The 23,545-nt window shown below is 71.2% G+C and carries 19 protein-coding genes; 8 read left to right on the top strand and 11 right to left on the bottom strand.

All coding sequences use genetic code 11. The features are described from left to right. The coding region (locus ACFPA8_RS09895; protein ID WP_386445484.1) for an outer membrane protein assembly factor BamB family protein at positions 1-1,551 on the top strand (1,551 nt) is incomplete at its 5' end. A gap of 27 nt (positions 1,552-1,578) precedes the next feature. Beyond that, a complete protein-coding gene (locus ACFPA8_RS09890; protein ID WP_386445481.1) occupies positions 1,579-1,962 on the top strand; it encodes a VOC family protein in 384 nt (127 codons plus the stop codon). A 46-nt stretch (positions 1,963-2,008) separates the two neighbouring features. Here ACFPA8_RS09890 and ACFPA8_RS09885 read toward each other — a convergent pair whose 3' ends face one another. Continuing rightward, the gene (locus ACFPA8_RS09885) at positions 2,009-2,797 is read right to left on the bottom strand and encodes a hypothetical protein (RefSeq protein ID WP_386445479.1); all 789 of its coding nucleotides are present in this window, start codon (positions 2,795-2,797) and stop codon (positions 2,009-2,011) included. A 325-nt stretch (positions 2,798-3,122) separates the two neighbouring features. Between ACFPA8_RS09885 and ACFPA8_RS09880 the strand changes: the two genes are divergently transcribed. Next, positions 3,123-3,680 (top strand): hypothetical protein, encoded by a 558-nt coding sequence (locus ACFPA8_RS09880; RefSeq protein ID WP_386445476.1) that lies wholly within the window; start codon positions 3,123-3,125, stop codon positions 3,678-3,680. A 67-nt stretch (positions 3,681-3,747) separates the two neighbouring features. Here the strand turns inward: ACFPA8_RS09880 and ACFPA8_RS09875 are convergent, their stop codons facing one another. From ACFPA8_RS09875 to ACFPA8_RS09830, 10 genes are all read right to left on the bottom strand, one after another. Continuing rightward, positions 3,748-3,897, bottom strand: coding sequence for a hypothetical protein (locus tag ACFPA8_RS09875; protein ID WP_386445473.1), 150 nt, complete (start codon positions 3,895-3,897; stop codon positions 3,748-3,750). 201 nt (positions 3,898-4,098) lie between these two features. Further along, on the bottom strand, positions 4,099-4,404 hold the full coding sequence (locus ACFPA8_RS09870; RefSeq protein ID WP_386445471.1) for a hypothetical protein: 306 nt from the start codon (positions 4,402-4,404) through the stop codon (positions 4,099-4,101). Positions 4,405-4,622: 218 nt separating this feature from the next. Continuing rightward, positions 4,623-7,574: an SARP-family global regulator AfsR gene (locus ACFPA8_RS09865; RefSeq protein WP_386445468.1), complete on the bottom strand. Its 2,952-nt coding sequence runs from the start codon at positions 7,572-7,574 to the stop codon at positions 4,623-4,625. A gap of 315 nt (positions 7,575-7,889) precedes the next feature. Next, a complete protein-coding gene (locus ACFPA8_RS09860; RefSeq protein WP_386445465.1) occupies positions 7,890-9,170 on the bottom strand; it encodes a cytochrome P450 family protein in 1,281 nt (426 codons plus the stop codon). After that, positions 9,110-10,495 (bottom strand): cytochrome P450, encoded by a 1,386-nt coding sequence (locus ACFPA8_RS09855; protein WP_386445463.1) that lies wholly within the window; start codon positions 10,493-10,495, stop codon positions 9,110-9,112. Before ACFPA8_RS09855 ends, ACFPA8_RS09860 begins: the two co-directional genes overlap by 61 nt. Beyond that, positions 10,492-11,154 carry a GTP-binding protein gene (locus tag ACFPA8_RS09850; protein ID WP_386446287.1) on the bottom strand — a complete coding sequence of 221 codons (663 nt, stop codon included), beginning with the start codon at positions 11,152-11,154 and terminating at the stop codon, positions 10,492-10,494. Before ACFPA8_RS09850 ends, ACFPA8_RS09855 begins: the two co-directional genes overlap by 4 nt. Before the next feature lie 73 nt (positions 11,155-11,227). Next, positions 11,228-11,596, bottom strand: a complete 369-nt coding sequence (locus tag ACFPA8_RS09845) for a DUF742 domain-containing protein (protein WP_386445460.1) — start codon at positions 11,594-11,596, stop codon at positions 11,228-11,230. After that, positions 11,593-12,018, bottom strand: a complete 426-nt coding sequence (locus ACFPA8_RS09840; protein WP_386445458.1) for a roadblock/LC7 domain-containing protein — start codon at positions 12,016-12,018, stop codon at positions 11,593-11,595. Before ACFPA8_RS09840 ends, ACFPA8_RS09845 begins: the two co-directional genes overlap by 4 nt. Continuing rightward, positions 12,015-13,694 (bottom strand): sensor histidine kinase, encoded by a 1,680-nt coding sequence (locus ACFPA8_RS09835; protein ID WP_386445456.1) that lies wholly within the window; start codon positions 13,692-13,694, stop codon positions 12,015-12,017. The genes ACFPA8_RS09840 and ACFPA8_RS09835 overlap by 4 nt, the downstream gene beginning before the upstream one ends. Before the next feature lie 263 nt (positions 13,695-13,957). Continuing rightward, positions 13,958-15,436: a CehA/McbA family metallohydrolase gene (locus ACFPA8_RS09830; protein WP_386446284.1), complete on the bottom strand. Its 1,479-nt coding sequence runs from the start codon at positions 15,434-15,436 to the stop codon at positions 13,958-13,960. A 396-nt stretch (positions 15,437-15,832) separates the two neighbouring features. Between ACFPA8_RS09830 and ACFPA8_RS09825 the strand changes: the two genes are divergently transcribed. From ACFPA8_RS09825 to ACFPA8_RS09805, 5 genes are all read left to right on the top strand, one after another. Continuing rightward, entirely contained in the window at positions 15,833-17,245 is a 1,413-nt protein-coding gene (locus ACFPA8_RS09825; protein ID WP_386445453.1) for a family 2B encapsulin nanocompartment shell protein, read from the top strand. A gap of 199 nt (positions 17,246-17,444) precedes the next feature. Then, positions 17,445-18,728 (top strand): family 2 encapsulin nanocompartment cargo protein terpene cyclase, encoded by a 1,284-nt coding sequence (locus ACFPA8_RS09820; protein WP_386445450.1) that lies wholly within the window; start codon positions 17,445-17,447, stop codon positions 18,726-18,728. Between the two features lie 73 nt (positions 18,729-18,801). Further along, positions 18,802-19,659 (top strand): geranyl diphosphate 2-C-methyltransferase, encoded by an 858-nt coding sequence (locus ACFPA8_RS09815; protein WP_386445448.1) that lies wholly within the window; start codon positions 18,802-18,804, stop codon positions 19,657-19,659. A 98-nt stretch (positions 19,660-19,757) separates the two neighbouring features. Continuing rightward, positions 19,758-20,621 carry a hypothetical protein gene (locus ACFPA8_RS09810; protein ID WP_386445446.1) on the top strand — a complete coding sequence of 288 codons (864 nt, stop codon included), beginning with the start codon at positions 19,758-19,760 and terminating at the stop codon, positions 20,619-20,621. Positions 20,622-20,678: 57 nt separating this feature from the next. Beyond that, positions 20,679-23,279: a bifunctional FO biosynthesis protein CofGH gene (locus ACFPA8_RS09805; RefSeq protein WP_386445443.1), complete on the top strand. Its 2,601-nt coding sequence runs from the start codon at positions 20,679-20,681 to the stop codon at positions 23,277-23,279. The last annotated feature ends 266 nt before the right edge of the window (positions 23,280-23,545 follow it).

The following is a 23,545-nucleotide window of genomic DNA, read 5'->3' as shown; positions in this document are numbered from 1 at the left end:
GGTCCCGGAGGTCCTTCCGCCGTGGGATCCGTGACGTCGCCGCCCGCGGCACCGCCGCAGCCCGGCCAGGCGCCCGGGGCCTCCCCGATGCCGCCGCCCGCCGCACCTCCCGCCGTGCCGCAGGACGCCGGCGCCGACGGTGCGCCCGTGCGGCTGCCCGGCTCACAGGTCCCGATCGGACCGGGCCCGCGCCGTTCGGAGGACGTACGGGCGGACCAGGACGCCGGACCCGCCACCGGATGGGTCCGGCCGCCCAACGGCGCGCAGCCTTCCCAAGGGCCGGGTGCCGCGGCAGTGCCGCCCCTCGCACCGGACCAGGCCGGGCCGGGCCTTCCGCCGACGGCGCCACCGCCGCCGATGGTGCCCGCGTCGCCGGGCGGCCCGGGCGACGCCGGGCAGGGTGCGCCGCAGCGCTGGCGTCCGTGGCGGTTCCGCATGTCCAACGACGTGTGGGGGACGCCGGTCGTCGCCGACGACCTGCTCTACGTCACGTCGTTCGAGGTGCACGCGCTCGATGTCACCAGCGGGCGGCGGCAGTTCAAGACCCGCGAGGTCGCCTGGTCCATGACGGTCTCGGGCGGCAGGGTCCACGCGTCCGACGGTCCGAGTCTCTACGCCCTGGACGCCCGCGACGGCTCCGAGGGCTGGCGCGTCCCCGCCGACGGCTGGATCTACTCGCTCCAGGCGGACACGTCCGGCGGCAGCGGCACCCTCGTCACCGGCACCCGCGGCGGCGGCGTACAGGCGTGGGACGCCGCGAGCGGCGAGAAGCTGTGGGAACTCGGCGGTGCGCAGGCCGACTTCGAGACCCGTGAGGGCGGCCCGGTGATACACGGGGGGACGGTCTACACGTGGGGCGACGGCCGTCTGTACGCCCTGGAGGCCCGCACGGGCCGTGAGCGCTGGTCGTACCCCGTGGGCGACGCCACCGCCACCGGGGGAGTGCCCCTGCGGCTGACGCCCGGGGAGGACGGCGTGCTCTACATGTGCGCCGGTTCCCGCGTCTACGCGCTGGACGGGGCGACGGGCGCGGAGCGCTGGCGCTTCGAGGCCCCCGCCGTCTTCCTCGGCCCGCCGGCCCTGGCCCCCGGGCCCGCGGTCACCGGCGGCGGCGTCTACCTCGCCGACTACCTGGGCACCGTCTACGCCCTGGACGCGGCCGGCGGCCAGGACAGGTGGCGCATCGCGACGGAGGCCCGGCATTCGACGGAGCCCGTCGTCGTCGCCGACGGACTGGTGCACCTGGGCAGCGGCGGTGCGCTGTACACCCTGGACGCCGTCAGCGGCACGCCGCGGTGGCGGTTCGCGGCGGGCGGCGACGTGGTCGGCGCGCCCGTGGTCGCCGAGGGACGGGTGCACTTCGGATCGGCCGACCACTGCCTCTACACGCTCGACGCCGTCGGCGGCCAGCTCCGCTGGAAGCTGGCGACCGGCGGTGAGATCACCGGCTCGCCCGTCGCCGACCGCGGCGTGATCTACGCGTGCAGCAAGGACCGTTGCGTGTACGCCCTGGACGCCGCGAAGGGCACCGGGCAGGCCCGTCAGGGCTGACCACCGATCCGTCGACCAGGAGGCGCCGTGACCGGACGACCGCGGACGAGGCTCTCGGCTGTCGTGCTCGGAGCACCCGAGCCGCGTGAACTGGCGGAGTTCTACCACCGGCTGCTGGGCTGGCGCGTCAAGTGGGACGAGCCGGACTGGGTGATGCTGGAGGCGCCCGGCGGCGGGGCGGGCCTGTCCTTCCAGCGGGAGGACGAGCACGTCAGGCCGGTGTGGCCGGCCGGACGCGACGACCAGCAGATGATGATGCACCTGGACATCGAGGTCGACGATCTCGACGAGGCGAGCGCGTACGCCGTCGCCGGGGGCGCGGCCGTCGCGGAGTACCAGCCGCAGGAGGGCGTACGGGTCGTGTTCGACCCGGCCGGGCATCCGTTCTGCTTCTTCCTGCCCGGCCACTGAGCGTTCCGGCGGGGGAGCGGGCGATTCCCCTGGGGGCCGCCGTTCGTCAGTACGGGCCGTCGCCGCGCTGGTCGGGGCGGCGCGGGATGTGCTGGGTGCCGGACGGTCCCGCTCCCGGCGGCGGGCCGGGGGGAGGCTGAGGCCCCTGCTGCTGCGGCCCCTGAGGTGGGTACGGCTGGTCGGGTGGTGGCTGCTGCGGGGCCGGGCGCGACCACGGGTCCCATTCCTCCGCAGGTGTGGCGTCGTCGTGGCGTCCCGGCGGCAGGCCGTACAGGTCGTCCGCCTGGTACGCGCCGTGCGGTCCGTGCGTCGTCCCGAACGGGCCGTAGGGGTTCGGCGATTCGGAGGGCGCGTGGTCGTCGTACGGCTCGGGGCGGTCCCCGTCGTCGATGCGCGCGTGTGCGCCGCGGCGTCTGGTTCCGCCGTGGCGGCCCCGCATCACGAGCGCCCCGACGAGGAGCAGCAGCCCGCCGCCCGCCGCGAGGCCCACGCCCTCGCCGAGGCCGTCCCCGCCCGCGGTGAGGCTTCCGGCGGCCTGGCCCTGGCGGACCATCCACAGCGCCGTGAAGCCGAGCACGAGCAGGCCCGTCAGCGCGACGAGGAGGCGGGAGCGCAGCAGTGCGGCGATCAGGGTGAGCACGGCTGCGGCTGCCATCGGCAGGAAGAGGCCGGTCCACAGGTCCGCGCGGGTGTCTGTGATGCCGGTGCCGGAGAAGAGCTCCTGCAGGCGGAAGTAGCGTCCGTCACGGCTCTGGTACCAGGCACGGAAGGGACTCCATGCTGCCGCGGCCGCTCCCGCGAGTGCGAGCAGGAGACCGAACAGGTTCCGGACCATCGCCTTCGCCTCGCTTCCCGGCGCCCTGGCCCTGCCCGACGGGAGCCGGGGGCCCGGCACCGAAGGGTGCGTAGTCCTATTCGAGAAGTTACGCCCGCCCGGACGTCCCCGCCACTTCACGGCACCTTCCGGCCCGCCCGGTCTCCCTCGTCGAGGTGTCCCGTGCCGGGAGGAGGTACCCGGAGCCGCCGCCGGACCGGAACCGCGCGGGCTCTCACAAGGTTCCGTAAAAAGAGGGCAGTTGGAGGAACTTCACGGCTGCCGGGCACGTCCCCGTGCAGGGGTGTCCACCCCAAGAGCCATGACAAATTCGGGGGTCTCAACCATGTCGCGTCATCTCAAGCTCATAGCCGCCGTGGCGGTCGTGCTCGTCGCGCTCAGCGGCTTCAGCCCGGCCCGCTCGTCGGGCGGCGGCAAGGGCGGTGGCAGCCGGAGCAGCAGCGGCGGCAAGGGCGGCGGCTGCTCCAGTTCGAGCTCCAGCAGCCACAACAGCAGCAGCACCTATGACGACGACGACAGCGACTACGACTCGGGGTACAGCTCCACCGGCACGAGCGGATCGCGGTACAACAGCTCCACCGGTACCAGCGGATCGCGGTACAACAGCTCCAGGCGGGACAAGGCCCCCTCGGCGACGATCACGCAGTGCGCCGCGGACTCCGGGACGGCCGCCAAGGCCGTGGTGAGCGTCCGCAACCCGAACAGGAGCAGCGAGACCTACGAGATCAAGGTGCAGTTCGACGACTCGGTTGCCGAGTTCGTCGACTCCGGGACGACTGAGGTCACCGTGGAGGCCAACCAGGAGAAGCCGGTGGACGTGCGGATGGATCATCCGGAACGGATCGACGGCGTCTCCGCCTGCAAGGTCGTGTCCGTGCGCTGAGCGCGGGCGGCAGACGTGAAGGGGGCGGGCCGGTGTCGGCCCGCCCCCTTCACGGTGTGCGTGCGTGTCAGGGCGTGTGCCCTTCGGTGGTGCCGTTGGTGTGAACTCCGTGAGCGGTCACTGCCTGCGACTGGGACAGCTCTGCGGCAGCCGCTGGTGCGACCGCGCCGGCTATCAGTAACGAGCAGACCATGAGCGCTTTGAGAATCTTGGGCATTCTCTCTCCTTAGAAGACCGTGGTCGTGAGTGACGTCGAATCGGCGCACGGCAGGCCACGGATCGCCCGGGCGGATCCCTGCCAATGGCACACCGTCAGGATTCCCCCTGAACTTCCGCTCAAGCAGCAGGGCTTGGCGGCAGCGGCACCCCCTCCCCGCCGCTGACGCCAAGCCCTCCTGTGTCCCCCGTGGTGAAAGGTCTACCTGCCGTCGCCCTTGGGCGGGGCGATGGGCGAGTGGTTCTCCAGCGTGGTCACACCGTCTTCGGCCGGTTCGGCCTTGTCCCTGGGCGGCGCGATGGGCGAGTGGTTCTCGGTCGTGCTCAGGCCCCCGTCGTCCCCCGACTTCTGCGCCGGAAGAATGGGCGAGTGGTTCTCGGTCGTGCTGAGATCCCCGTCGTCCCCGGACTTCTGCGCCGGAAGGATGGGTGAGTGGTTCTCCTCGGTGCCGGTGGTCGCGATCTCTTCTTCGAGGTCCCTGACTGTGGACTGGGTTGTCTCGCTCATGCCCGAACTCTCCTGGCTTGGTGGCCTTTTCGTGCTGCGTGTCCGCCCAGCGACTCCCCCGCGGGTCGCCGGGCGGACCAGGGCCGCTCACCTTAGCCAGGTCGCGGCCTCCCCCGTGATCCGCCTGCCCCCCCGACGCGACGGATCGACGTAAGAAGAATGCCGAGCCGCGATAAACGATCGATGAACGAGTGATGAGCGCATTCCCCGGAGGACGTTTATGCAGCCTGGGCGGGGGTGAGCAGGGCGCGCACTTCACCGGCGTCGGAGGCGCCCATCTCATCGAAGATCGCCAGAGCGTCCTTCCAGCACACCCGTGCCCGGTCCCGCTGGCCGAGCGCCACCAGCGCACGGCCCAGCACGGTGAGCATCCTGCCGCGCATCCACTCACCGCCGATCCCGCGCAGGGCGAGGGCCTGCTCCGCGTGACCCGCGGCTTGAGCGGGACGACGGTCGGCCAGGTGGGCTTCGGCCATGCGGAAGTGGGACACCCCCTCCCACAACGGCTGACGCGTCTCGTGGAACAGCGCCGCGGCGCGCTTCAGTTGCTCGAGCCCTTCCGGGACACGCTGGCTCTGTGTGAGAGCCCGCCCCAGGACGTACATCGCGTTCGCCGTGCGCATCCTGTGGTTCAGGCTGTCGTAGATCGTGAACGCCTGCCGGGCGAGCTGGATCGCTGTGTCCGTACGGCCGAGAGCCAGATTGACCTGCGAGAGGTTGGAGAGGGCGCTGGCCTCGCTCGGGCGGTTCCCGTCCTTGCGGCACGCCTCGATCGCCTGCAGCAAGTGCTCCTCCGCATCGGTGAAGCGGCTCTGGCAATTGGCGATGATGCCGCGGTCGTTGAGGGCCCAGCAGCCCGCCAGCGGGTCGCCCGACTCCCGGGTGAGCAGCAGGGCGCGCTCCGCCTCCTCGTCGGCCTGGTCGAAGCGGCCGGCGACGACGTGGACGTGCGTCAGCATGGTCTGGGTGCGGCCCTCTGCCAAGGCATCGCCCGCGGCCCGCGCGGCATCCCGTACGGTCGTGGCGGCCCGCTCGTAACGCAGGGAGTGGACACCCGAGTCCGCACAGTCCTTGATCGCGATGAGCAGGTCTGCGGCGTGCCGGAGCATGCCTCGCCCCGCTGCCTGTTCGACGCAGGCGAGCACGCAGTCGGCCTCCGAGAAGAGCCAGTTCAGAGCCACGTCCCGGTCCTGGAAGAGCATGCCGGTGGTGGACGGCTTGATGAGATGCTCCGCGCCCCGCTCGCCGGGCTTCTCGAGGGAGAACACCTTCGAGGCCGTCGCGAGGTAGAAGTCGAGCAGCCGGTTCAGGGCCGCCTCCCGCTCGGAGGGCGGCTGCTCGTCGCGTTCGGCGCAGGCGCGTGCGAAGAGCCGTACCAGGTCGTGGAAGCGATACCTGCCGGGTGCGGCCGACTCCAGGAGGGAGGCGTCGACCAGTGATTCCAGGAGGTTCTCCGTCTCCTCGGCCGGGCGGTCGAGGAGTGCCGCCGCCGCGTGCAGGGAGATGTCCGGGCCTTCGGCGAGACCCAACAGCCGGAAGGCGCGGGCCGGTTCGGCGTCCAGCTGGCCGTACCCGAGTTCGAAGGTCGCCTTGACCGCCTGATCGCCGGCCTGGAGTTCGTCCAGCCGTCTGCGCTCGTCCGCGAGCTTCGAGGCGAGCGCGGAGACCGTCCACGTACGGCGGGTGGCGAGGCGCGCCGCGGCGATGCGGATGGCGAGCGGCAGGAATCCGCAGGCCGCGACGACGTCCATCGCGGCCTGGCGTTCGGCGGAGACGCGTTCCTCGCCGACGATGCGCGTGAAGAGCGTCATCGCCTCCTCGGGGCTCATCACGTCGAGGTCCACCAGGTGCGCGCCGGCCAGGTCGACCATGCGGTTCCTGCTGGTGACCAGCGCGGCGCAGCCCTTCGCGCCGGCGAGCAGCGGGCGGACCTGCGCGGCGTCGCGGGCGTTGTCGAGGAGGGTGAGCACGCGGCGCCCGGAGAGCAGCGAGCGGAACAGCGCGGAACGCTCCTCCACGCCGTCCGGGATGCTCCTGTCGTCCACGCCGAGCGAGCGCAGGAACGCCCCCAGCACCGCGGCCGGTTCAGTGGCGGCCGGTCCCGCTCCCTGAAGGTCCACGTACAACTGTCCGTCGGGGAAGTGCTCGGCGGCGGCGTGCGCGACGTGGACGGCAAGGGTCGTCTTGCCGACGCCGCCGATGCCCGCGACGGCGGAGACGGCCATCACCGTGCCCTCGGCCAGAGCGAGCTGGTCGCGCAGTTCGGCGACGAAGGCGTCCCGTCCGGTGAAGTCGGCCACCGTGGCGGGGAGCTGAGCCGGCTGAGCGGGCTGCCCGCCGGGTCCGGACGGTTCGTCGGGCTCCAGGGCGAGGCTGTCGTCCGCTCCGAGGATGCGCTGGTGGAGGTCGGCGAGTTCGGGACGCGGGTCGACGCCCAGCTCGTCGGCCAGCAGACGCCGGGTGTCGGCGTACACGGCCAGCGCCTCGGCCTGCCGCCCGCTGCGGTAGAGGGCGAGCATCAGCAGCTCGCGGAGGCGTTCACGCAGGGGGTGGGCGGCGGTCAGCGCGGTCAGTTCCGAGACGGCGGAGGCGTGGTCACCGAGTTGCAGGTCGAGATCGAGGCGGTGCTCCAGCAGGGAGAGGTGCCACTCGTTGAGACGGTCGCGCTGCCGTTCCGCGTAAGGCCCGGGTACGTGGGCGAGCGGTTCGCCGCTCCACTGCTCCAGCGCCGCCGCGTACTTCTCGCGCGCCCGTGAACGGTCGCCGCCCGCAAGGGACTTGTCCGCGTCGGCGGCGTACGCCGAGGCCGTGTCGAGGTCGAGGGTGACGTCGGAGTGGGCCCGGTCCGTGCGGATCGCGTAGCCGCCCGACTCGCTCATCAGGAGCTGGGCGTCGGTCCCCAGCGCCTTCCGGATGCGGGAGGCGTACGTGCGCAGCGCCGCTTTCGCCTGGTCGGGCGGGGCCTCGCCCCACAGGCCGTCGATGAGTTCCTCGGCGGTCGCGGTGTGGCCCTTGCGGAGCAGGAGCGCGGCGAGCAGGGCGCGTTGCTGCGGCGAACCCATGGCCAGTTCCTGAACGCCGCGGTGTGCGCGGACGGGACCGAGCACGGCGAAGTGCAGCAGGTGCTCCTGCTGCTCCGTCCCGTGGCCGACTTTTCCATCGGCGCCCATGGTTGCCCCCCTGCGCTCCGTTTTGCACTACCGCAGGGGTCAGTCTGCCTTGCCTGTGACCTCCGCGTCAGCACGGCACCAGGTCCTCTACGAGTCCTTCGAACTTCGTGCCGAACACGGGCGGTTGCTCTGCCGGCGGGGTGCGCGGCCCGGAGGACACCGCGGGACTCGGGGCCGCGGCCCGCGAGGCGTATGAGCTGCGTACGCGCTCGCTCGCGGCTCGGGCCCGGTCGTCCGCACCCCGAGTACGGCAGGCACCCGTCACGGGCCGGTAAGCGCTTCCCTGCACACCTCGTACACACGCCGCCCGTCACATCACCCCGGGCCGTCGAGCAGGACGGGCAGCGTGCGGTAGCCGTGCGCGATGAACGACCCCACCGGCTCCAACTCCTCGGCGGGGACGGCCAGTCGCAGTCCGGGGAAGCGCTCGAACAGAGCGGGCAGCGCCGTACGCGCTTCCAGGCGGGCCAGGGGTGCGCCGAGGCAGAAGTGCACACCGTGCCCGAACGCGAGGTGTTCCCTGTCGGCGCGGGACAGATCGAACTCCGCCGCCGTCGGGCCGTGCCGCTCCGGATCGCGGCCGGCGGCGGCGTACGTGGCGAGGATCGGTTCCCCCTGACGGATCGTGGGCCCGTCCGGCAGTCCGATGTCCTCCACGGCGTAACGAAGCGGCAGGTTGGCGATGCTGGGCGCCCAGCGCAGCGTCTCCTCGATGACGTCGTGCCACGTGGCCTCGCCCTCCCGGACCAGACGCAGCTGGTCGGGGTGGGTGAGCAGCGCGTGCACCGCGTTGCCTATGAGATTCACGGTGGTCTCGTGTCCGGCGCCGATCACCAGCAGCAGGGTGTCGAGGAGTTCGACCTCGGAGAGGCGGGAGCCGTCGTCGTCGCGGGCGGAGACGAGCACGCTCGTCAGGTCCTCACCGGGCTCTTCGCGTTTGAGGGCGATGAGCGCCCCGAACGCGCTCTGCATGTCCTGCGCCGTACGGGCCGCCTCCTCAGGAGAGGCCGACGTGTCCATCACGCGCTCGACGATCCGGGCGACCTCCGCGCGCTGCTCCTCCGGGACGCCGAACAGCTCGCAGATCACCCCGATCGGCAGCGGATGGGCGTAGGCGGTCCGCAGGTCGACCGGTTCGCCCTCGGGCACGAGCGCCATCGCGTCGAGCAGCTGCCGGGTGATCCTCTCGACGCGGGGCCGCATCGCCTCGGTACGCCGCCCGGTGAAGGCGGGGGCGACGAGCTTGCGGAGCCGGCGGTGGTCCGTGCCGTAGGAGGTGAACATGTTGGTCACCCCGACCCAGGACTGGATCCACGTGTCGTGGAACTCGCCGCGCTGCCAGGCGGGCCAGTGCTGCCGGGGGTCCTTGGAGACACGGGGATCGGTCAGCAGCTGTTTGAGCAGCTCCATGCTGCTGACCGACCAGGCGCGGATGCCGGCGGGGAGCTCCACCAGGACGGCGGGTCCGAAGGCGCGGTGACGTTCCGCCTCAGCGTGGATGTCCCTGCCGGCGGGGTCGATGACGGCGGGTCCCTCTAACGAGCGGGGCTCGTGCGCCTGTGTTTCTCGCGGGGTCTGCTTTCCCTGCTCTCCCATGGTGTCGCTCCTGGCTGGTCGGGGCTGATCGGCGTGAACCGCGCGGGAAGGCGCGTGAGAGCACGATGGAACGGCCCGTTCCGGTAGGTGAGTTGGTCGTGTCTGACAGTGAGTTCGATATCGGAGAGCCATGCTGTCAGGCGCTCGATCGCCGTGGTCGCTATCAGCACCGCCGGCTGCTGAACGGGACACGAGTGCGGGCCGGCCGCCCAGGCCAGGTGCGCACCGCCGCCGGAACCGGTCGCGCCGCCGGACGCACCTGCCTCGGCCCTGCCGTGCTGGGTGTTGGCCGCCGCGTACGAGACCATCACGAGCTGGCCCCTGCGGATCCACGTGCCGTGGAAGTAGACGTCCCGCTTGGGGAAGTGCGCCGAGTAGTTCGCGATGGGCGGCTCGTTCTGCAGGACGTCGTGAATGGCGTCGAGCGGGGTGAGAGCGCCGCCGGACAGCGTGCTGTAGTAACGGTCGTCGGTGAGCATCCTGGCGAGCGCGTTGGCGATCAGATTGGCCGTCGGCTCGTGCCCCGCCCCCATGGTGATCACCGTATGGTGCATGACCTCCTCGTCGCTGAGCCCGGCGGGATGGTCCATGAACCAGGAGGTCAGGTCCTCGCCGCGGACCTGCTTCTTCGCAGCCATCAGCTCGCCGATGTAGCCCTCGAACGCGGCGCCGGCAGCCGATGCCTCCTCGGGCGTGCGCCCTTCCCACACGCCCGCGAGCGCGGTGATCAGCTGCTCGCTGTAGGAGTCGGGCAGCCCGAAGAGACGGTTGAAGAGCATCAGCGGCAGCACCCGCGCGTACTCCGTCATCAAGTCGGCCTCGCCCTTCTCGCCGAACTGCGCGATGAGGGAGTCCGCCAGCTCGATCACCGCCGTACGGAGTTCGTGCGGCGGGATGCGGTCGAAGCTGTCGGTGATGGCCCGGCGGTAGCGCTCGTGCGTCTCACCGTCGCTGAAGAAGAGGTTGGGCCGCCAGACGAGCATCGGCATCACCGGGGAGTCCTCGGGGGCGGACTGCTGCCAGGTGCGCGAGTCCTTCGACCAGGTCTCGGAATCGTGCAGCAGATCCAGAGCCGCCCGGTAGTCCGTCACCAGCATCGCTCCGACTCCGGGGGAGATCTCGACCGGTGCGAGCGCGCCGTACTCCCGCAGCCGCTCGTACGTTCCGTACGGGTCGGCGGCGAAGTCCGGACCGTACAGCTGAGTGACCTCACTGCCGGGCGGAGTGACCGGAGGGGGCATGACGCGGCGGGCCGCGCCGGACGCACCCTCTCCGGAGGCAAGGGAGCCGGAGGAGCGTGGGCCGGGCGTGCGGGGAGAGGTCACGCTGTCTCCTGGGACGTGAGAGCGAGTACGTGGCCGACCAGGGCGATCAGCGCATCGGTGGCCTGGTCGCGGTCGCGTGCGTCACACAGCACGAGCGGCGTGTCGGGGAGCAGGTCGAGGTGCTCGCGGAGCTTGGCGGGGTGGTGCGCGGGGGAGTCGGGGAAGGTGTTGACGGCGACCGCGTACTGCAGACCGGCCTCTTCGATCATGTCCATCACCTCGAAGGAGTCCGACAGGCGGCGGGTGTCGGCCAGCACCAGCGCCCCCATCGCGCCGCGGGCGATGTCCTGCCACAGCGGCTTGAAGCGCCGCTGGCCCGGGGTGCCGAACATGTACAGCACGAAGTCGTCGGGGAGTGTCAGGCGTCCGAAGTCGATGGCGACGGTCGTCGTGGACTTCTCGCGGACGCCGGAGAGGTCGTCGACCGCTGCGCTCGTGCGGGTCATGACCTCTTCGGTGTGCAGCGGCTCCGTCTCGGACAGGGAACGGATGAAGGTCGTCTTGCCCACCCCGAAGGGCCCGGCGATCAGCAGTTTCACCAGCGTCTGGGACCTGTTGCTGCTGAGGTAGACACCGGCGTGCGGCACGGTGCCGGGTTCGTCGCCGGCACGGGCGGCCGGTGCGGCCGGTGCGGCGTCGGCAGCCGGGTCGCCGGCCACCGGACCCGCGGCGGAGCGGGCCGCCCTGTCGGCGGGTACGTCGGCGTCGCCGCTGCCAGGGCTGTCCGAGGCGTCAGCGGGAGGACTTGAGAGTGCGGAGTCCATCGAGAACCTTCTCCAGAATCTGCCGCTCGGGCAGTTCGGCGTCGGGTATTGGGGCGCGGGCCGCCAGCAGGCCCGCGTCGACGAGGTCGGCCACCATGACCCTGACCACGCTCAGAGGCAGCCGCAGATGCGCGGCGGTCTCCGCCAGCGAGAGCGGTCCCGGCTGCAGCAGTTGCAGCAGCCGCCGCTGTTGCGGGCGCAGATCCCACGTGGCGGGGTCGGCCGGAGCGAGCAGCACGGTGAGACGGTCCAGCGTGTTGCGGCTGGGCCGACCGCGTCCGGTGGTGGCCAGGTAGGCGGGAACGAGACGTCTGTGGTCACGGGGCGGTGGAGTCATGCCGAGGTGCCTTGCCGCGGTGGGCTGCCCATGGCTTTCTCTCCCAGAGTGGCCACCTGGACCTGCATGTGATGCGTGACGACACCCATGTTGACCTCGCGCTCGGCGAACACCGCCAGGCAGGTGTTCTGGCCCGCGGGTATCGCGAACACCCAGCCGAGATCGGACTCGATCACGGTCTGCCGGAGCTTCACCTCCGGTTCCCCGGAGAATGCCGCGGTCGTCGTCCGCGCCGCACCCTGCAGCGCGGACAGCATCGCGGCGACGCCCTCGGCCGCGTCCCGCTCCAGGCCGGGCGAGCGGCCTTCGATGAGGCCGTCGCCGGAGATGACGGCGGCGTGGACCACGTGCGGGAGTTCGAGGAGGGGGGCCAGCACCCAAGAGGTGTCCTCGCGGACGGAGCGGCGCTCGGGGGTGGTCATGCGGGCGGATTCCCTTCGGAGGTGCGGTGCTCGGTGTGGCCGGAGTCGTCGGGAGTCCCGGCGTCCGGTGTTTCCCTGCTGCCGGGTTCGTCGGTACGGGTCTCGTCGCTGCCGGATGCGGAGCGGGCCCCGGCGGGGCCGGGCTCGTGGCCCGTTGCCGTACCGGCATCGGCAGCGGCATCGGCTCCGGCAGTGGCTCCGGCACCGGGCTCGGAACCGGCACCGGCTCCGGTACCGGCGGCGGCCCTGCCGGAGGCTGTGCCCTGCTGGAACGCGGCCCAGATGTCGGCGCTCTCCTCCGGAGTCGTGAGCGGTCCGGGCCGGGCGGGTGCGGAGTGTGCCGTCCCCGCCGACGACGCGCCGGCGGAGGCGCTGTGCGTCTCCGGACGGGCCTCGTCGGTACGGGCCGGAGCGTCCGGGACCTGCGGAGTGCCGTCTGCGCTCACGGGGCGGCGCCTGCGGCGGCGCGGCAGTTCTTCCTGCCCGCTCGCGGCGTCCGGCCCGTCGAGGAGGGCGGAAGCCGCGGTGATCGGCCTGCTCTCCGTGCCGGTGCGGCCCGGCAGGGCGGGAGTTCCCTCCGGCGGTGCCGGCGCCATCGCGGACGTCGGCTTCTCGTCCTCGTCGAGCAGGGTGAGCAGCGGCTCGCCCGGGATGTGCACGATCGACCGGACGCCCCCGTACGGGGAGGCCTCCAGATGCACGGAGAACCCGTACTGCTGCACGAGCTGCCCGATGGCCGCGAAGCCGATGCGCGGCGGGTCGCCGAGGTCGGTCATCAGAACGGTCTCCTCGCCGGAGATCATCCGCCTGGCGCGCTCCAGTTCGTCGGAGTGCATGCCCACGCCCGCGTCGTCGATGATCACGGAGACGCCCGAGTTGCCCTGCTGGAGTGTGACGACCACGGGAAGGTCGGGGTGCGAGTAGTGGAGCGAGTTGGCCATCAGCTCGGTCAGCGTGACCGCGACCGGTTCGACCGCGCGTGCCACGACACCGACCGGATCGCGCAACTGGTTGGTGATCTGGACGCGTTCGTAGCCGCTGAGCCGTGACATGGCGCCGACGACGATGTCCGCGAGGTGCGAGTTCTCCCTGGTCAGTCCCGGCCACGCGCCGCAGACCACTGCCGTCGACTGGATGCGGCGCAGCGCCTGTTCGTTGAGGAAGTCCGCGCTCAGCAGGTCCTCGGCCACGAGCGGGTCGTCGTACTTCTCCTGCATCCGCTGCAGGAGGGACTGGAGCTGGTAGAGCAGGGCCTGGATGGTGGTCGTCGACCCTCGCATGGCGGCCTGCGCGGCGAAGTCCACACGCTGCCGTTCTCTGACGACCTCTTCGCCGACCTGGGTGAGCACGGCGCTTATCGACCGGTCGAGCTCCGGAGTCAGCGTCCCGGAGCCGAGCGGGCCCCTGACGGGGACGTTTCTGTGCCGCAGGGAGGACGCGAGGTCGGGTATCCGGGTGTGCGAGAGGTGCCTCAACTCCTCCTCCACCGCGCGAAGCCGGGCGCCGAGGTCGGCGTTCTGCCGTGTGGCACCGTGGAGTTGTGTCTCGACGGCCCCGGAGTGCCGTCGCAGACGGCTCAGGTCCTTACGGGCGAAGGCGAACAGCAGGGCCAGAACGACGGCGGCGACGGTCCCCACGGTGAGGAAGACGATCAGCGCCACCGGTGTCTCGGTCATCGGTGTCCTTGGTCGACTGGGTTGCTTGCACGGAGAGTTGACGCAGGCGGGGCAGGCGCGACAGCCGTGGCCGTCGGGGAGATCCCTCACCCGGGCGAACCCACATGGTGCCGCAGGATACATAGGTGGCACGCACACCCTTCTCGGGCACGTCGTACACACCGAGGGCGTCGAACTCTTCGGCTACGGTGCACAGTTCGCCGTCCGGGCGCCACGGGGCGCCGGACGTGCCGCGAGCTGCGGACGCAACCTCTGACGGTACGTCAGCCGCGTCCGCCGAGCCACACGGGGTTCGTCATCGCCGCCATCGCACCGGGCAGCTCCGGCGGCGATCCCACAGGCGGGAGGTGGCGGACCTCCGCCCGTACGTACGCCGCCAGCGAGGCCGTCGTACGCCACTCCAGCGGCTCGCCGGAGACGGCAGCCGAGAACATCTCGCCCTGGTCCGTCATGAAGCGGGCAGTGGCACCCGCGGGTGCCCCCGTCACCGTCAGCCGCACCGTGACCTCCGCGTCCTGCCGTACCGCCAACCGTCCGCCTATGCCGGCGTGTTCACCGCGAGGGCCGTTCGCCTCGAACGTCAGCGAGATCTCCGAGGACTCGGCGAGATAACTGCGGCCCGCACGTACGGCCTCCAGCAGGGCGTGCCGCGACAGCTCCTCCGCGTGGACCACCGTCTGCGGCAGACCCACCTTCTGGGGCTCGGCATGGGCGTCGCTGTTGCCGAGCGCGGGGAGCCATCGGTCCCGGCCGGACGCGGGCGGGGCCGTGAGCATGTTGTCCCAGGCGGCGACGGCCAGTTCGTCGTCCGTCGTCCACGGTCCGTTCCACACCTCGACGGCGTCGGCGTCCTCGTACCCGAACTTCCACTGGCAGCCCACGAACGGGCAGTGGGGATGCGCAGGTACGACGAGGCCCCCGGCGCGGTGGATGCGGCGGGCGTAGCGGGAGAAGACGTCGTCACGCGCCCGGTAGCGCCAGTCGACGAACGTGCCCGCGTCGGTGCCCAGGGCGAGGAAGTGGCCGTTGCGGGTGGTGATCTCCTCGCCGCAGAGGATCAGGAACTCGTCGTCCCACAGGCCCTCCCAGGCGCCGTGACCGGACGTCGTGTTGTGCTCGGTGGTGGTGATGAAGTCCAGCCCGGCCTCACGGGCTGCCGCAGCGGTCTCCGCCGGGGTGCGCTTGCCGTCGGAATGCACGGTGTGGAGATGGCAGTCGCCTCGGTACCAGGCCCTGCCGCGGCCCCTGGCCCGCTCCGGGGGATGGACCGGCCGTGGGGTCTCACCCTGCTCGCCGTGCCGGAGGGTGACGGTGACCTCGTACGACATGCCCTGCGGCGCGACGGTGTACGGGCCGAGCACGACGTGCCAGGTGCCCGGACGCACGGGGCCCGCCAGATAGCCGGGCGTCGCCTTCTCCGCGCTGATGGCGAACCGGTCGCGCGCGCCGCCCGACCAGCCGCGGAACCCCCGGCCGCCGAGCGCCGTGCCCCGTTCGTCGAAGACGCCGATGTCCAGGGCGTTGCCCTGGGTGCCCTCGGGCACCTGCGGCTTGTCGTAGGAGTACGAGACTTCGATCTCGCGGACGCCGGAAGGCACTTCGACGGGCAGGTACACGAAGTCGGGTGCGCCGGTCTCGAGATGGCCGCGCACTGTCCGGGAGTTCTCCGAACCGTCGGCGGCATGCGCGAAGTTCACACTGTTCAGTGTGAGCACACCGGCCGCCGACGCACCGGCCGACATTCTGAGTACGTCACGCCTGTCCACACGGGTCATGCCCGGCCCCCCACTGAAAACGTCTCCGACTGCGCCACGGCGGTCACGCGGCGCCACCCGAGCGCCACGAGTCACCGTTCTACGCGCCGGAGGCGAGCGGGGGAACCCCTGTGGACAACGTCTCGGCGGCGGCGTGCACTTCGCCCTCCCCGGAGTCCCCGTCCCGCCGTCGACGCCTCCACCCGCACCGGGGCCGCGCACCGTACCGGCGGTCGAACGCATGGGGATCTGTGTGCGAAGAAACGACACGGCAGCCCCGCTACCCCGGACGTGGAGAGGCCATTCGCCTACTTTCGTGTGATGACAGGGGAAGTCATCAAAAAGGAGAGTGGTCAGCACCTACAGGAGGGCTGAGGACCACTGATGACTGTTGAAGCCGGCCAGGAAGCGTCGCAAACACAGGCGTCCGCGCAGCAGAGTCTGGCGACGTCCGCAGCGCGGAACCTGTCGACGACCGCGAAGTCCGTTCCGCAGATGCAGGAGACCTCCTCCCGGTGGCTGCTGCGGATGCTGCCGTGGGTGGATGTGAAGGGCGGTACCTACCGGGTGAACCGGCGGCTGAGCTATGCCGTGGGTGACGGGCGGGTGACGTTCGTGCAGACCGGTGGGGAGGTCTCGGTCATCCCTGCCGAGCTGGGGGAGCTGCCGGCCCTCAGCGGGTACGGCGACGGGGCGGTGCTGAGCGACCTGGCCGGCCGCTGCGAGCAGATCGACTACGAGCCGGGCACCGTGCTGGCCCGTGCCGGCGACGCGAAGAACCGCGTCTTCCTGCTGGCGCACGGCCGCGTCGACAAGATCGGCGCCGGACCCTACGGCGGAGACGTCGTGCTGGGATTCCTCGCCGACGGCGCCTACTTCGGGGAGCAGTGCCTGACCGGCACGGAGCCGACCTGGGAGTGCACTTACCGGGCCAACACCGCCTGCACGGTGCTGGTCCTGCCGAAGGCGGAGATCGACAACCTCGCCGAACGCGCCCGGTCGCTCCGCAGCCATCTGGAATCGTTCGCGGCGCTCCCGAAGCAGCGCACCAACAAGTACGGCGAGGCGGCGATCGACCTCTCGGCCGGGCACTCGGGCGAGCCCGTCATCCCGCACACCTTCGTCGACTACGAACCCGAGCCGCGCGAGTACGAACTCTCCGTCGCGCAGACGGTCCTGAAGGTCCACAGCCGCGTCGCGGACCTCTACAACGAGCCGATGAACCAGACCGAGCAGCAGCTCCGCCTCACGCTGGAGGCGCTGCGCGAGCGGCAGGAGCACGAACTCGTCAACAACCCGGAGTTCGGGCTGCTCAGCAACTGCGACTTCGGTCAGCGGCTCCAGCCCCACGACGGGGTGCCGAGCCCCGACGACATGGACGAACTGCTTTCACGTAGGCGCGGCAACAAGTTCTTCCTCGCCCACCCCCGGGCCATCGCCGCCTTCGGCCGCGAGTGCAACAAGCGCGGGCTGTCCCTGGAGTCGGTGGACAACGGCGGCCACCGCGTACCTTCCTGGCGTGGCGTGCCGATCTATCCGTGCGGGAAGATCCCGGTCAGCGACGCCCGTACGACCTCGATCATGTGCATGCGCACGGGTGAGGACGACCAGGGCGTGATCGGGCTGCGGCAGTCGGGAATCCCGGACGAGATCGAGCCGAGCCTGTCGGTGCGGTTCATGGGCATCGACGAGCAGGCGATCATCTCCTACCTCGTCACCGCCTACTACTCGGCAGCGATCCTGGTCCCCGACGCTCTCGGCATCCTGGAGAACGTCGAAGTCGGCCGCTGGGGCTGACCGGAGACCAGAAGCACCCGTCCGCCCCGCCGGCGCGGCGCAGCGCGGCAGGACGCACGCCGTGCGGGGCACCGCACGCCGTTCGCGGCAGCGCGCGCCCCTCACTCACGTAGGACGCCCCATGCGGGCGTGCCCGGCACACCCGCATGCCCGGCCGCCGCCAGGCACCGACCCGCCCCATCCGAAAGGCACTTCTGGCATGAAGCGAATCAGTGGCGCCGGCGTACCTCCGTGGACGTGGAGCGGGCCGCCGGCCGCCCGGCCACCGGTCCTCCCCGGAGCCCCGGTCCCCGATGCGACTGTGCAGGCGCTGCCCGGCCCGACCTCGAACGCGGCGATCGAGCGCCTGCTGGCCGGTCCCGCCGGCCCCGGCACGGCCGCCGTCCGCGCCTTCCGCCCCCGCACCCCGTCCACGGCTTCGCCGACGGAGCAGTCCGCGCGGCAGGCGGCCCGCGAGTCCGCTCGGAAGGACGACGTCCGGCCTCCCGTTGCGCAGGACCCGCCGTCCGGCCGGGACTCGGAGGTGCGGATCCCGCCCCTGTACTGCCCCGACGCGGTGCGTGACGACCCCGCGCTCGGGGAGGAGGTCAACAACCGCCTCGTCGAATGGGCAGCGGAGATCGGCATCTTCACCGGCCGCCTGGAACGCCTGCGTTCGCACCAGTTCGGGCGCCTGTTCATGCTCGCGCATCCCGACTGCGACGACCCCGGCAGGCTGCTGGCCGCGGCCCGCTGCGGGCTCGCGGAATGGTCCGTGGACGACCACTGGGTCGACGAGGGGGAAGACACCGAACCGGAACTCCTGGGTTCGCGCCTCGCGATGACCCACGCGGTGATCGACCCCGTCCGCCTCCCGGCCCGCTACCTCGCCCAGTTCGAGGAACTCGTCAGCCGGCAGCCCGTCCTGCGCGCCTTCCGGTCCAGCCTCGGCCATCTGTCCCGGATCGCGAGCACCACCCAGATGGCACGTCTGCGCCACGAACTCGCCGTCATGTTCGTGGGGTACGGGCAGGAAGCCGAATGGCGCAGCAACGGGCGCAGACCCGCCGTGTGGGAGTACCTCCTGCACCGTTACGAGAACGCCTTCTACCCCTGCATGGTGCTGATCGACCCGGTCGGTGGCTACGAACTGCCCGCCCACGAGTTCGCCGACCCCACCGTGCGCCGCACCTACCTCTACGCGGGCATGGCCAACGTCCTGCTCAACGACGTCTATTCGATGGCCAAGGAGGATCCCGCCGACACCAACCTGCCCAATCTCATCGCCGCCGAGGACGGCTGCTCACTCCAGGAGGCCGTCGACCGCACGGCGGCCGTCCACGACGAACTCATGCACACCGTCGAGGCCGACTGCGCCGTCCTCGCAGCGGCCGGCTCACCCCAGCTGCGCCGCTACCTGGCGGGTCTGTGGGCGTGGATGGGCGGCAGCAAGGAGTGGCACGCCACCAGCGCCCGTTACCAGAAACCGGAGTTGAACACGTAACTGAACACGTAACGGAACAAGTAACGGAACCCAGCAGCGGAACCCGCAACGTCACCGTGAAAGGGAGAAGCCCATGACCGTCCAGGACACTGTCACCCACCCCCTGCGCAGCCTCTACCAGAAGTCCGTCGCGAACTACTGGAACGAGGAGAAGAATCCCGTCAACCTCCGCCTGGGCGAGGTCGACGGCATCTACCACCACCACTACGGCATCGGCGAGGCCGACCGGTCCGTCCTGGAGGGCCCCGAGGAGACCCGCCAGGAACGCCTCACGGCCGAGCTCCACCGCCTGGAATGCGCACAGGCCGAGCTGCTGATGACCCACCTCGGCGACATCACTCCCGAGGACCGCCTTCTGGACTCCGGTTCGGGCCGCGGCGGCAGCAGCTTCGTCGCCCACAGCCGCTTCGGCTGCCGCGTGGACGGCGTCTCCATCTCCGAGACCCAGGTGGCCTTCGCCAACGGCCAGGCCGAGGAACGCGGTGTGGAGGACAAGGTCCGCTTCCACCTCAGGAACATGCTCCACACCGGCTTCGGGAGCGACAGCTTCCAGGCGATCTGGAACAACGAGAGCACCATGTACGTGGACCTGTCCTTGTTGTTCCCCGAGTACGCCAGGCTCCTCAGGCACGGAGGCCGCTACGTCACCATCACCGGCTGCTACAACGACGCCTACGGCCTGCCGTCCCGGGCCGTGAGTGAGATCAACGCCCACTACATCTGCAGCATTCATCCCCGCAGCAGGTACTTCAAGGAAATGGCCGCCAACCGTCTCGTCCCCGTCAGCGTCGTCGACCTCACGGCGGCCACCATCCCCTACTGGGAACTGCGCGCCGAGTCACCGCTGGCCACCGGCATCGAGAAGGCCTTCCTGGAGGCCTACAAGGACGGCAGCTTCCAGTATCTGCTGATCGCGGCGGACAAGGTCTGAACCGCGCGGCCACCGGGCCGCCCCGGCCCAGCGCCTCGCCCGGCCCCCGGGGGGACGACAAGCACGCCGGTCCGCACGGTCTGACGACGGCGCGCTCCGTGGGCAGGGCGAGGCCGACCGCCTCGATCACGAAGTCCCGCGGCTCCGAGGTGCTTCGGCGGGCCGGCAGGCCGGACACCGGCCGGTCCCGCCACGGCAGCGGACTTCTCGCGTCGGGACGGGCCCGTCAGCGCCGCGTCGCCTTCGCCACGAGAATCGCAGCGACCACGATCACGAGCAGGATCAGCGGCACGATCAGCCACATCCACCACCAGTTCTTGCCGCTGCTCGAACTCCTGGTCCCGGAGGAGGAGTTGTGGCCGACGGTGCTCGTGCTTGCGCTGCTGCTGCCGCCGGAGGTCTTGCTGATGCCCCCGGTGCTGCTGACCGACCCGTCCGTGCTGCTGCCGCCGGAGGTCTTGCTGACGCCTCCGCTGCTGCTGACCGTCCCGCCCGTGCTGCCGGTGCTGGAGCCGGTGCTGGAGGTGGTGCTCGAACTGAGGCCCCCGCTGCTGGAGGTGGAGCTGGAGCTCGAACTGGAACTGGAGCTGACGCCGCCGCTCCTGCTCCCTCCGCTGCTGACCCCGCCGCTCCTGCTTCCTCCGCTGCTGACCCCGCCGGACGCGCGCCCCGGCGCGGCCACGGACCGGGTTCCGTCGCCGGACCGGCCGTCCGCCGCCGTACGGTCCGAAGTGGCGGACCGCTCAGCCTGCTGCACGTACTTGCCGGCCCTCGCCGCCGGAGCCGTGTCCGACGCGGCGTACGCGGTCCCCGCCGAGCCTGCCAGCAAGGCGCACAGCAGCAGCGCGGATGTTCCAACACGCATGTTTTCCCCCGTGGTTGTCGTAGCGCGGGCAAGCATGACAGGACTGCACGAGCGGCGACAGGCGGCTGCCGCATCCGCTGCGCGCCGCCCGGTGTGAGATTGCCCGCAGCAGCCGGTCAGGAGCCGCGATCGGACCCGCTCGTATGCTCGGTCCATGACTTCGAGCGCGCAGGCAGCCCCCACCGCCAACGCCATGCGGCGTGCCCTCCGCCGCGCCCGCGACGGGGTGACGCTCGACGCCGCGGAAGCGGCCGTGCTGTTGCAGGCGCGGGGGCAGGACCTCTCGGAACTCGCCAAGTCGGCCGCCCGGGTGCGCGACGCCGGACTGGAGGCCGCCGGACGTCCCGGAGTGATCACGTACTCGCGCGGCGTCTTCATCCCGCTCACGCGACTGTGCCGGGACAAGTGCCACTACTGCACTTTCGTCACCGTCCCCGGCAAGCTGCGCCGCGACGGCCACGGGATGTTCCTCTCGCCCGACGAGGTGCTGGACATCGCGCGCCGCGGTGCCGGATCAGGCTGCAAGGAAGCCCTGTTCACGCTCGGCGACAAGCCGGAGGACCGCTGGCCCGAGGCGCGCGAGTGGCTGGAGTCGCACGGCTACGAGGACACCCTCTCCTACGTGCGGGCCATGGCCGTCCGCGTACTGGAGGAGACGGGCCTGCTGCCGCACCTCAACCCGGGTGTGCTGTCGTGGTCCGACTTCCAGCGGCTGAAGCCGGTCTCGCCGTCCATGGGCATGATGCTGGAGACCACCGCGGAGCGGCTGTGGAGCGAACCCGGCGGCCCGCACCACGGGTCCCCCGACAAGGAACCCGCCGTGCGGCTGCGTGTGCTGGAGGACGCGGGACGGTCCAACGTGCCCTTCACCACTGGGCTGTTGATCGGCATCGGTGAGACGTACGAGGAGCGCGCCGAGTCCCTCTTCGCGCTGCGCCGTATCCAGCGGGCGTACCAGGGAATCCAGGAACTCATCATGCAGAACTTCCGCGCCAAGCCCGACACAGCGATGCGCGGAATGCCGGACGCCGAACTGGAGGAGCTGGCCGCCGCCATCGCCGTCGCCCGGCACATCATGGGCCCCTCGGTCCGCATCCAGGCGCCGCCGAACCTGGTCGACGGGGAGTACGCGCTGCTCATCGACGCCGGCATCGACGACTGGGGCGGCGTCTCCCCGCTCACCAAGGACCACGTCAACCCCGAGCGTCCCTGGCCGCAGATCGACGAACTGGCCCGGCGCACCGCCGCGTCCGGGTACACGCTGCGTGAACGCCTGCCCGTCTACCCGGAGTTCATCAAGCGAGGGGAACCCTGGCTCGACCCCCGGCTGCTGCCCCACGTCGAGGCCCTGGCCGAGGCGGAGACGGGACTCGCCCAGGAGGACGCCCCAGTGGTGGGCCGCCCCTGGCAGGAGCCCGACGAAGGGTTCCTCGCCCCGTCCGGACGTACGGACCTGCACCGCACCATCGACACCGACGGACGGACCTCCGACCGCCGCGAAGACTTCGACGAGGTGTACGGCGACTGGGAGAGCCTGCGTGAGGCGGCGCAGCCCGGAATGGCACCGCAGCGGATCGACACCGACGTCCGCGGGGCCCTCTCACGCGCCGCCGACGACCCCACCCGCCTCACCGACGACGAGGCGCTCGCGCTGCTGCACGCGGACGGCCCCGCGCTGGACGCGCTGTGCGGCATCGCCGACCAGCTGCGGCGTGACGTCGTGGGGGAGGAAGTGACGTACATCGTCACGCGCAACATCAACTTCACCAACGTCTGTTACACGGGCTGCCGGTTCTGCGCCTTCGCGCAGCGCCGCACCGACGCCGACGCCTACACGCTCTCCCTCGACCAGGTCGCCGACCGCGCGCAGCAGGCATGGGACGTGGGCGCCGTCGAGGTGTGCATGCAGGGCGGCATCCACCCGGACCTGCCGGGCAGCGCCTACTTCGACATCGCCCGCGCCGTGCGGGAACGCGTACCCGGCATGCACGTGCACGCCTTCTCCCCGATGGAGGTGGTCAACGGCGCCAGCCGTACCGGCCTCTCCATCCGGGACTGGCTCACCGAGGCCCGGGACGCCGGACTCGGCTCGATCCCCGGCACCGCCGCGGAGATCCTCGACGACGAGGTCCGCTGGATCCTCACCAAGGGGAAACTGCCGGCCGCCACCTGGGTCGAAGTCGTCGAGACCGCCCACGAAGCGGGCATCCGCTCGTCCTCCACGATGATGTACGGGCATGTGGACCAGCCCCGCCACTGGCTGGGACACCTGCGGAAGCTCGCGGACATCCAGCGGTCGGCGCTGGAGAAGGGCGTGGAGGGATTCACCGAGTTCGTCACCCTCCCCTTCATCCACACCAACGCCCCCGTCTACCTGGCCGGCATCGCCCGCCCCGGCCCCACCACCCGCGACAACCGGGCCGTCACCGCGATGGCGCGGCTGCTGCTGCACCCGTACATCACCAACATCCAGACCAGCTGGGTCAAGCTCGGCGCGGAGGGCGCGGCGGAGATGCTGCGCTCCGGTGCGAACGACCTCGGCGGCACGCTGATGGAGGAGACGATCTCGCGGATGGCCGGGTCGTCCTACGGTTCGCACCGCTCGATCAGGGACCTGGTCGCCATCGCGGAATCGGCAGGACGCCCGGCCCGCGCCCGTACGACGCTGTACGGAGAGGTCCCCGAAGAGCGTCTGCGGACCGCGATGGACTCGGACGGACACCTGCCGGAGCTGCTACCGGTGCTGGAAACCTGAACCGGCGTTCCAGGGCCTGTCCGACGAATGGCGCCGTCCGCCGCAGGCGGTGCTCGCGGCGGATGGTGCGTGCAGCAAGTCGGAGGATCGCCTTCGTAGTCGGGCTGCTCGGTCGGTGCGGCAACGCTGGGGGCACCTCCCGCGAAGCCGGGGAGGATGTGCGTGCCAGTCGTCACGAGCAAGGCGAGATGTGTCGGACAGGGCCTAGAGTGCAGACGCGGTGGGGCGCTCCTTCCCCTGCCTGCACCGGACAGCCGTCACACAGG

Origin of the sequence: Streptomyces ovatisporus, assembly GCF_042653885.1 — a bacterium.
GTDB lineage: Bacteria > Actinomycetota > Actinomycetes > Streptomycetales > Streptomycetaceae > Streptomyces > Streptomyces ovatisporus.
The sequence above is the reverse complement of the archived record's forward strand: the minus strand, read 5'-3'. Positions and strand labels throughout refer to the sequence as shown.

Excerpts from the sequence above, each read along its gene's own strand:
- ACFPA8_RS09885 (WP_386445479.1), bottom strand. The coding sequence starts at position 2,797 with ATGGTCCGGAACCTGTTCGGTCTCCTGCTCGCACTCGCGGGAGCGGCC.
- ACFPA8_RS09880 (WP_386445476.1), top strand. The coding sequence starts at position 3,123 with ATGTCGCGTCATCTCAAGCTCATAGCCGCCGTGGCGGTCGTGCTCGTC.
- ACFPA8_RS09875 (WP_386445473.1), bottom strand. The coding sequence starts at position 3,897 with ATGCCCAAGATTCTCAAAGCGCTCATGGTCTGCTCGTTACTGATAGCC.
- ACFPA8_RS09870 (WP_386445471.1), bottom strand. The coding sequence starts at position 4,404 with ATGAGCGAGACAACCCAGTCCACAGTCAGGGACCTCGAAGAAGAGATC.
- ACFPA8_RS09865 (WP_386445468.1), bottom strand. The coding sequence starts at position 7,574 with ATGGGCGCCGATGGAAAAGTCGGCCACGGGACGGAGCAGCAGGAGCAC.
- ACFPA8_RS09860 (WP_386445465.1), bottom strand. The coding sequence starts at position 9,170 with ATGGGAGAGCAGGGAAAGCAGACCCCGCGAGAAACACAGGCGCACGAG.
- ACFPA8_RS09845 (WP_386445460.1), bottom strand. The coding sequence starts at position 11,596 with ATGACTCCACCGCCCCGTGACCACAGACGTCTCGTTCCCGCCTACCTG.
- ACFPA8_RS09840 (WP_386445458.1), bottom strand. The coding sequence starts at position 12,018 with ATGACCACCCCCGAGCGCCGCTCCGTCCGCGAGGACACCTCTTGGGTG.
- ACFPA8_RS09835 (WP_386445456.1), bottom strand. The coding sequence starts at position 13,694 with ATGACCGAGACACCGGTGGCGCTGATCGTCTTCCTCACCGTGGGGACC.
- ACFPA8_RS09830 (WP_386446284.1), bottom strand. The coding sequence starts at position 15,436 with ATGTCGGCCGGTGCGTCGGCGGCCGGTGTGCTCACACTGAACAGTGTG.
- ACFPA8_RS09825 (WP_386445453.1), top strand. The coding sequence starts at position 15,833 with ATGACTGTTGAAGCCGGCCAGGAAGCGTCGCAAACACAGGCGTCCGCG.
- ACFPA8_RS09820 (WP_386445450.1), top strand. The coding sequence starts at position 17,445 with ATGAAGCGAATCAGTGGCGCCGGCGTACCTCCGTGGACGTGGAGCGGG.
- ACFPA8_RS09815 (WP_386445448.1), top strand. The coding sequence starts at position 18,802 with ATGACCGTCCAGGACACTGTCACCCACCCCCTGCGCAGCCTCTACCAG.
- ACFPA8_RS09805 (WP_386445443.1), top strand. The coding sequence starts at position 20,679 with ATGACTTCGAGCGCGCAGGCAGCCCCCACCGCCAACGCCATGCGGCGT.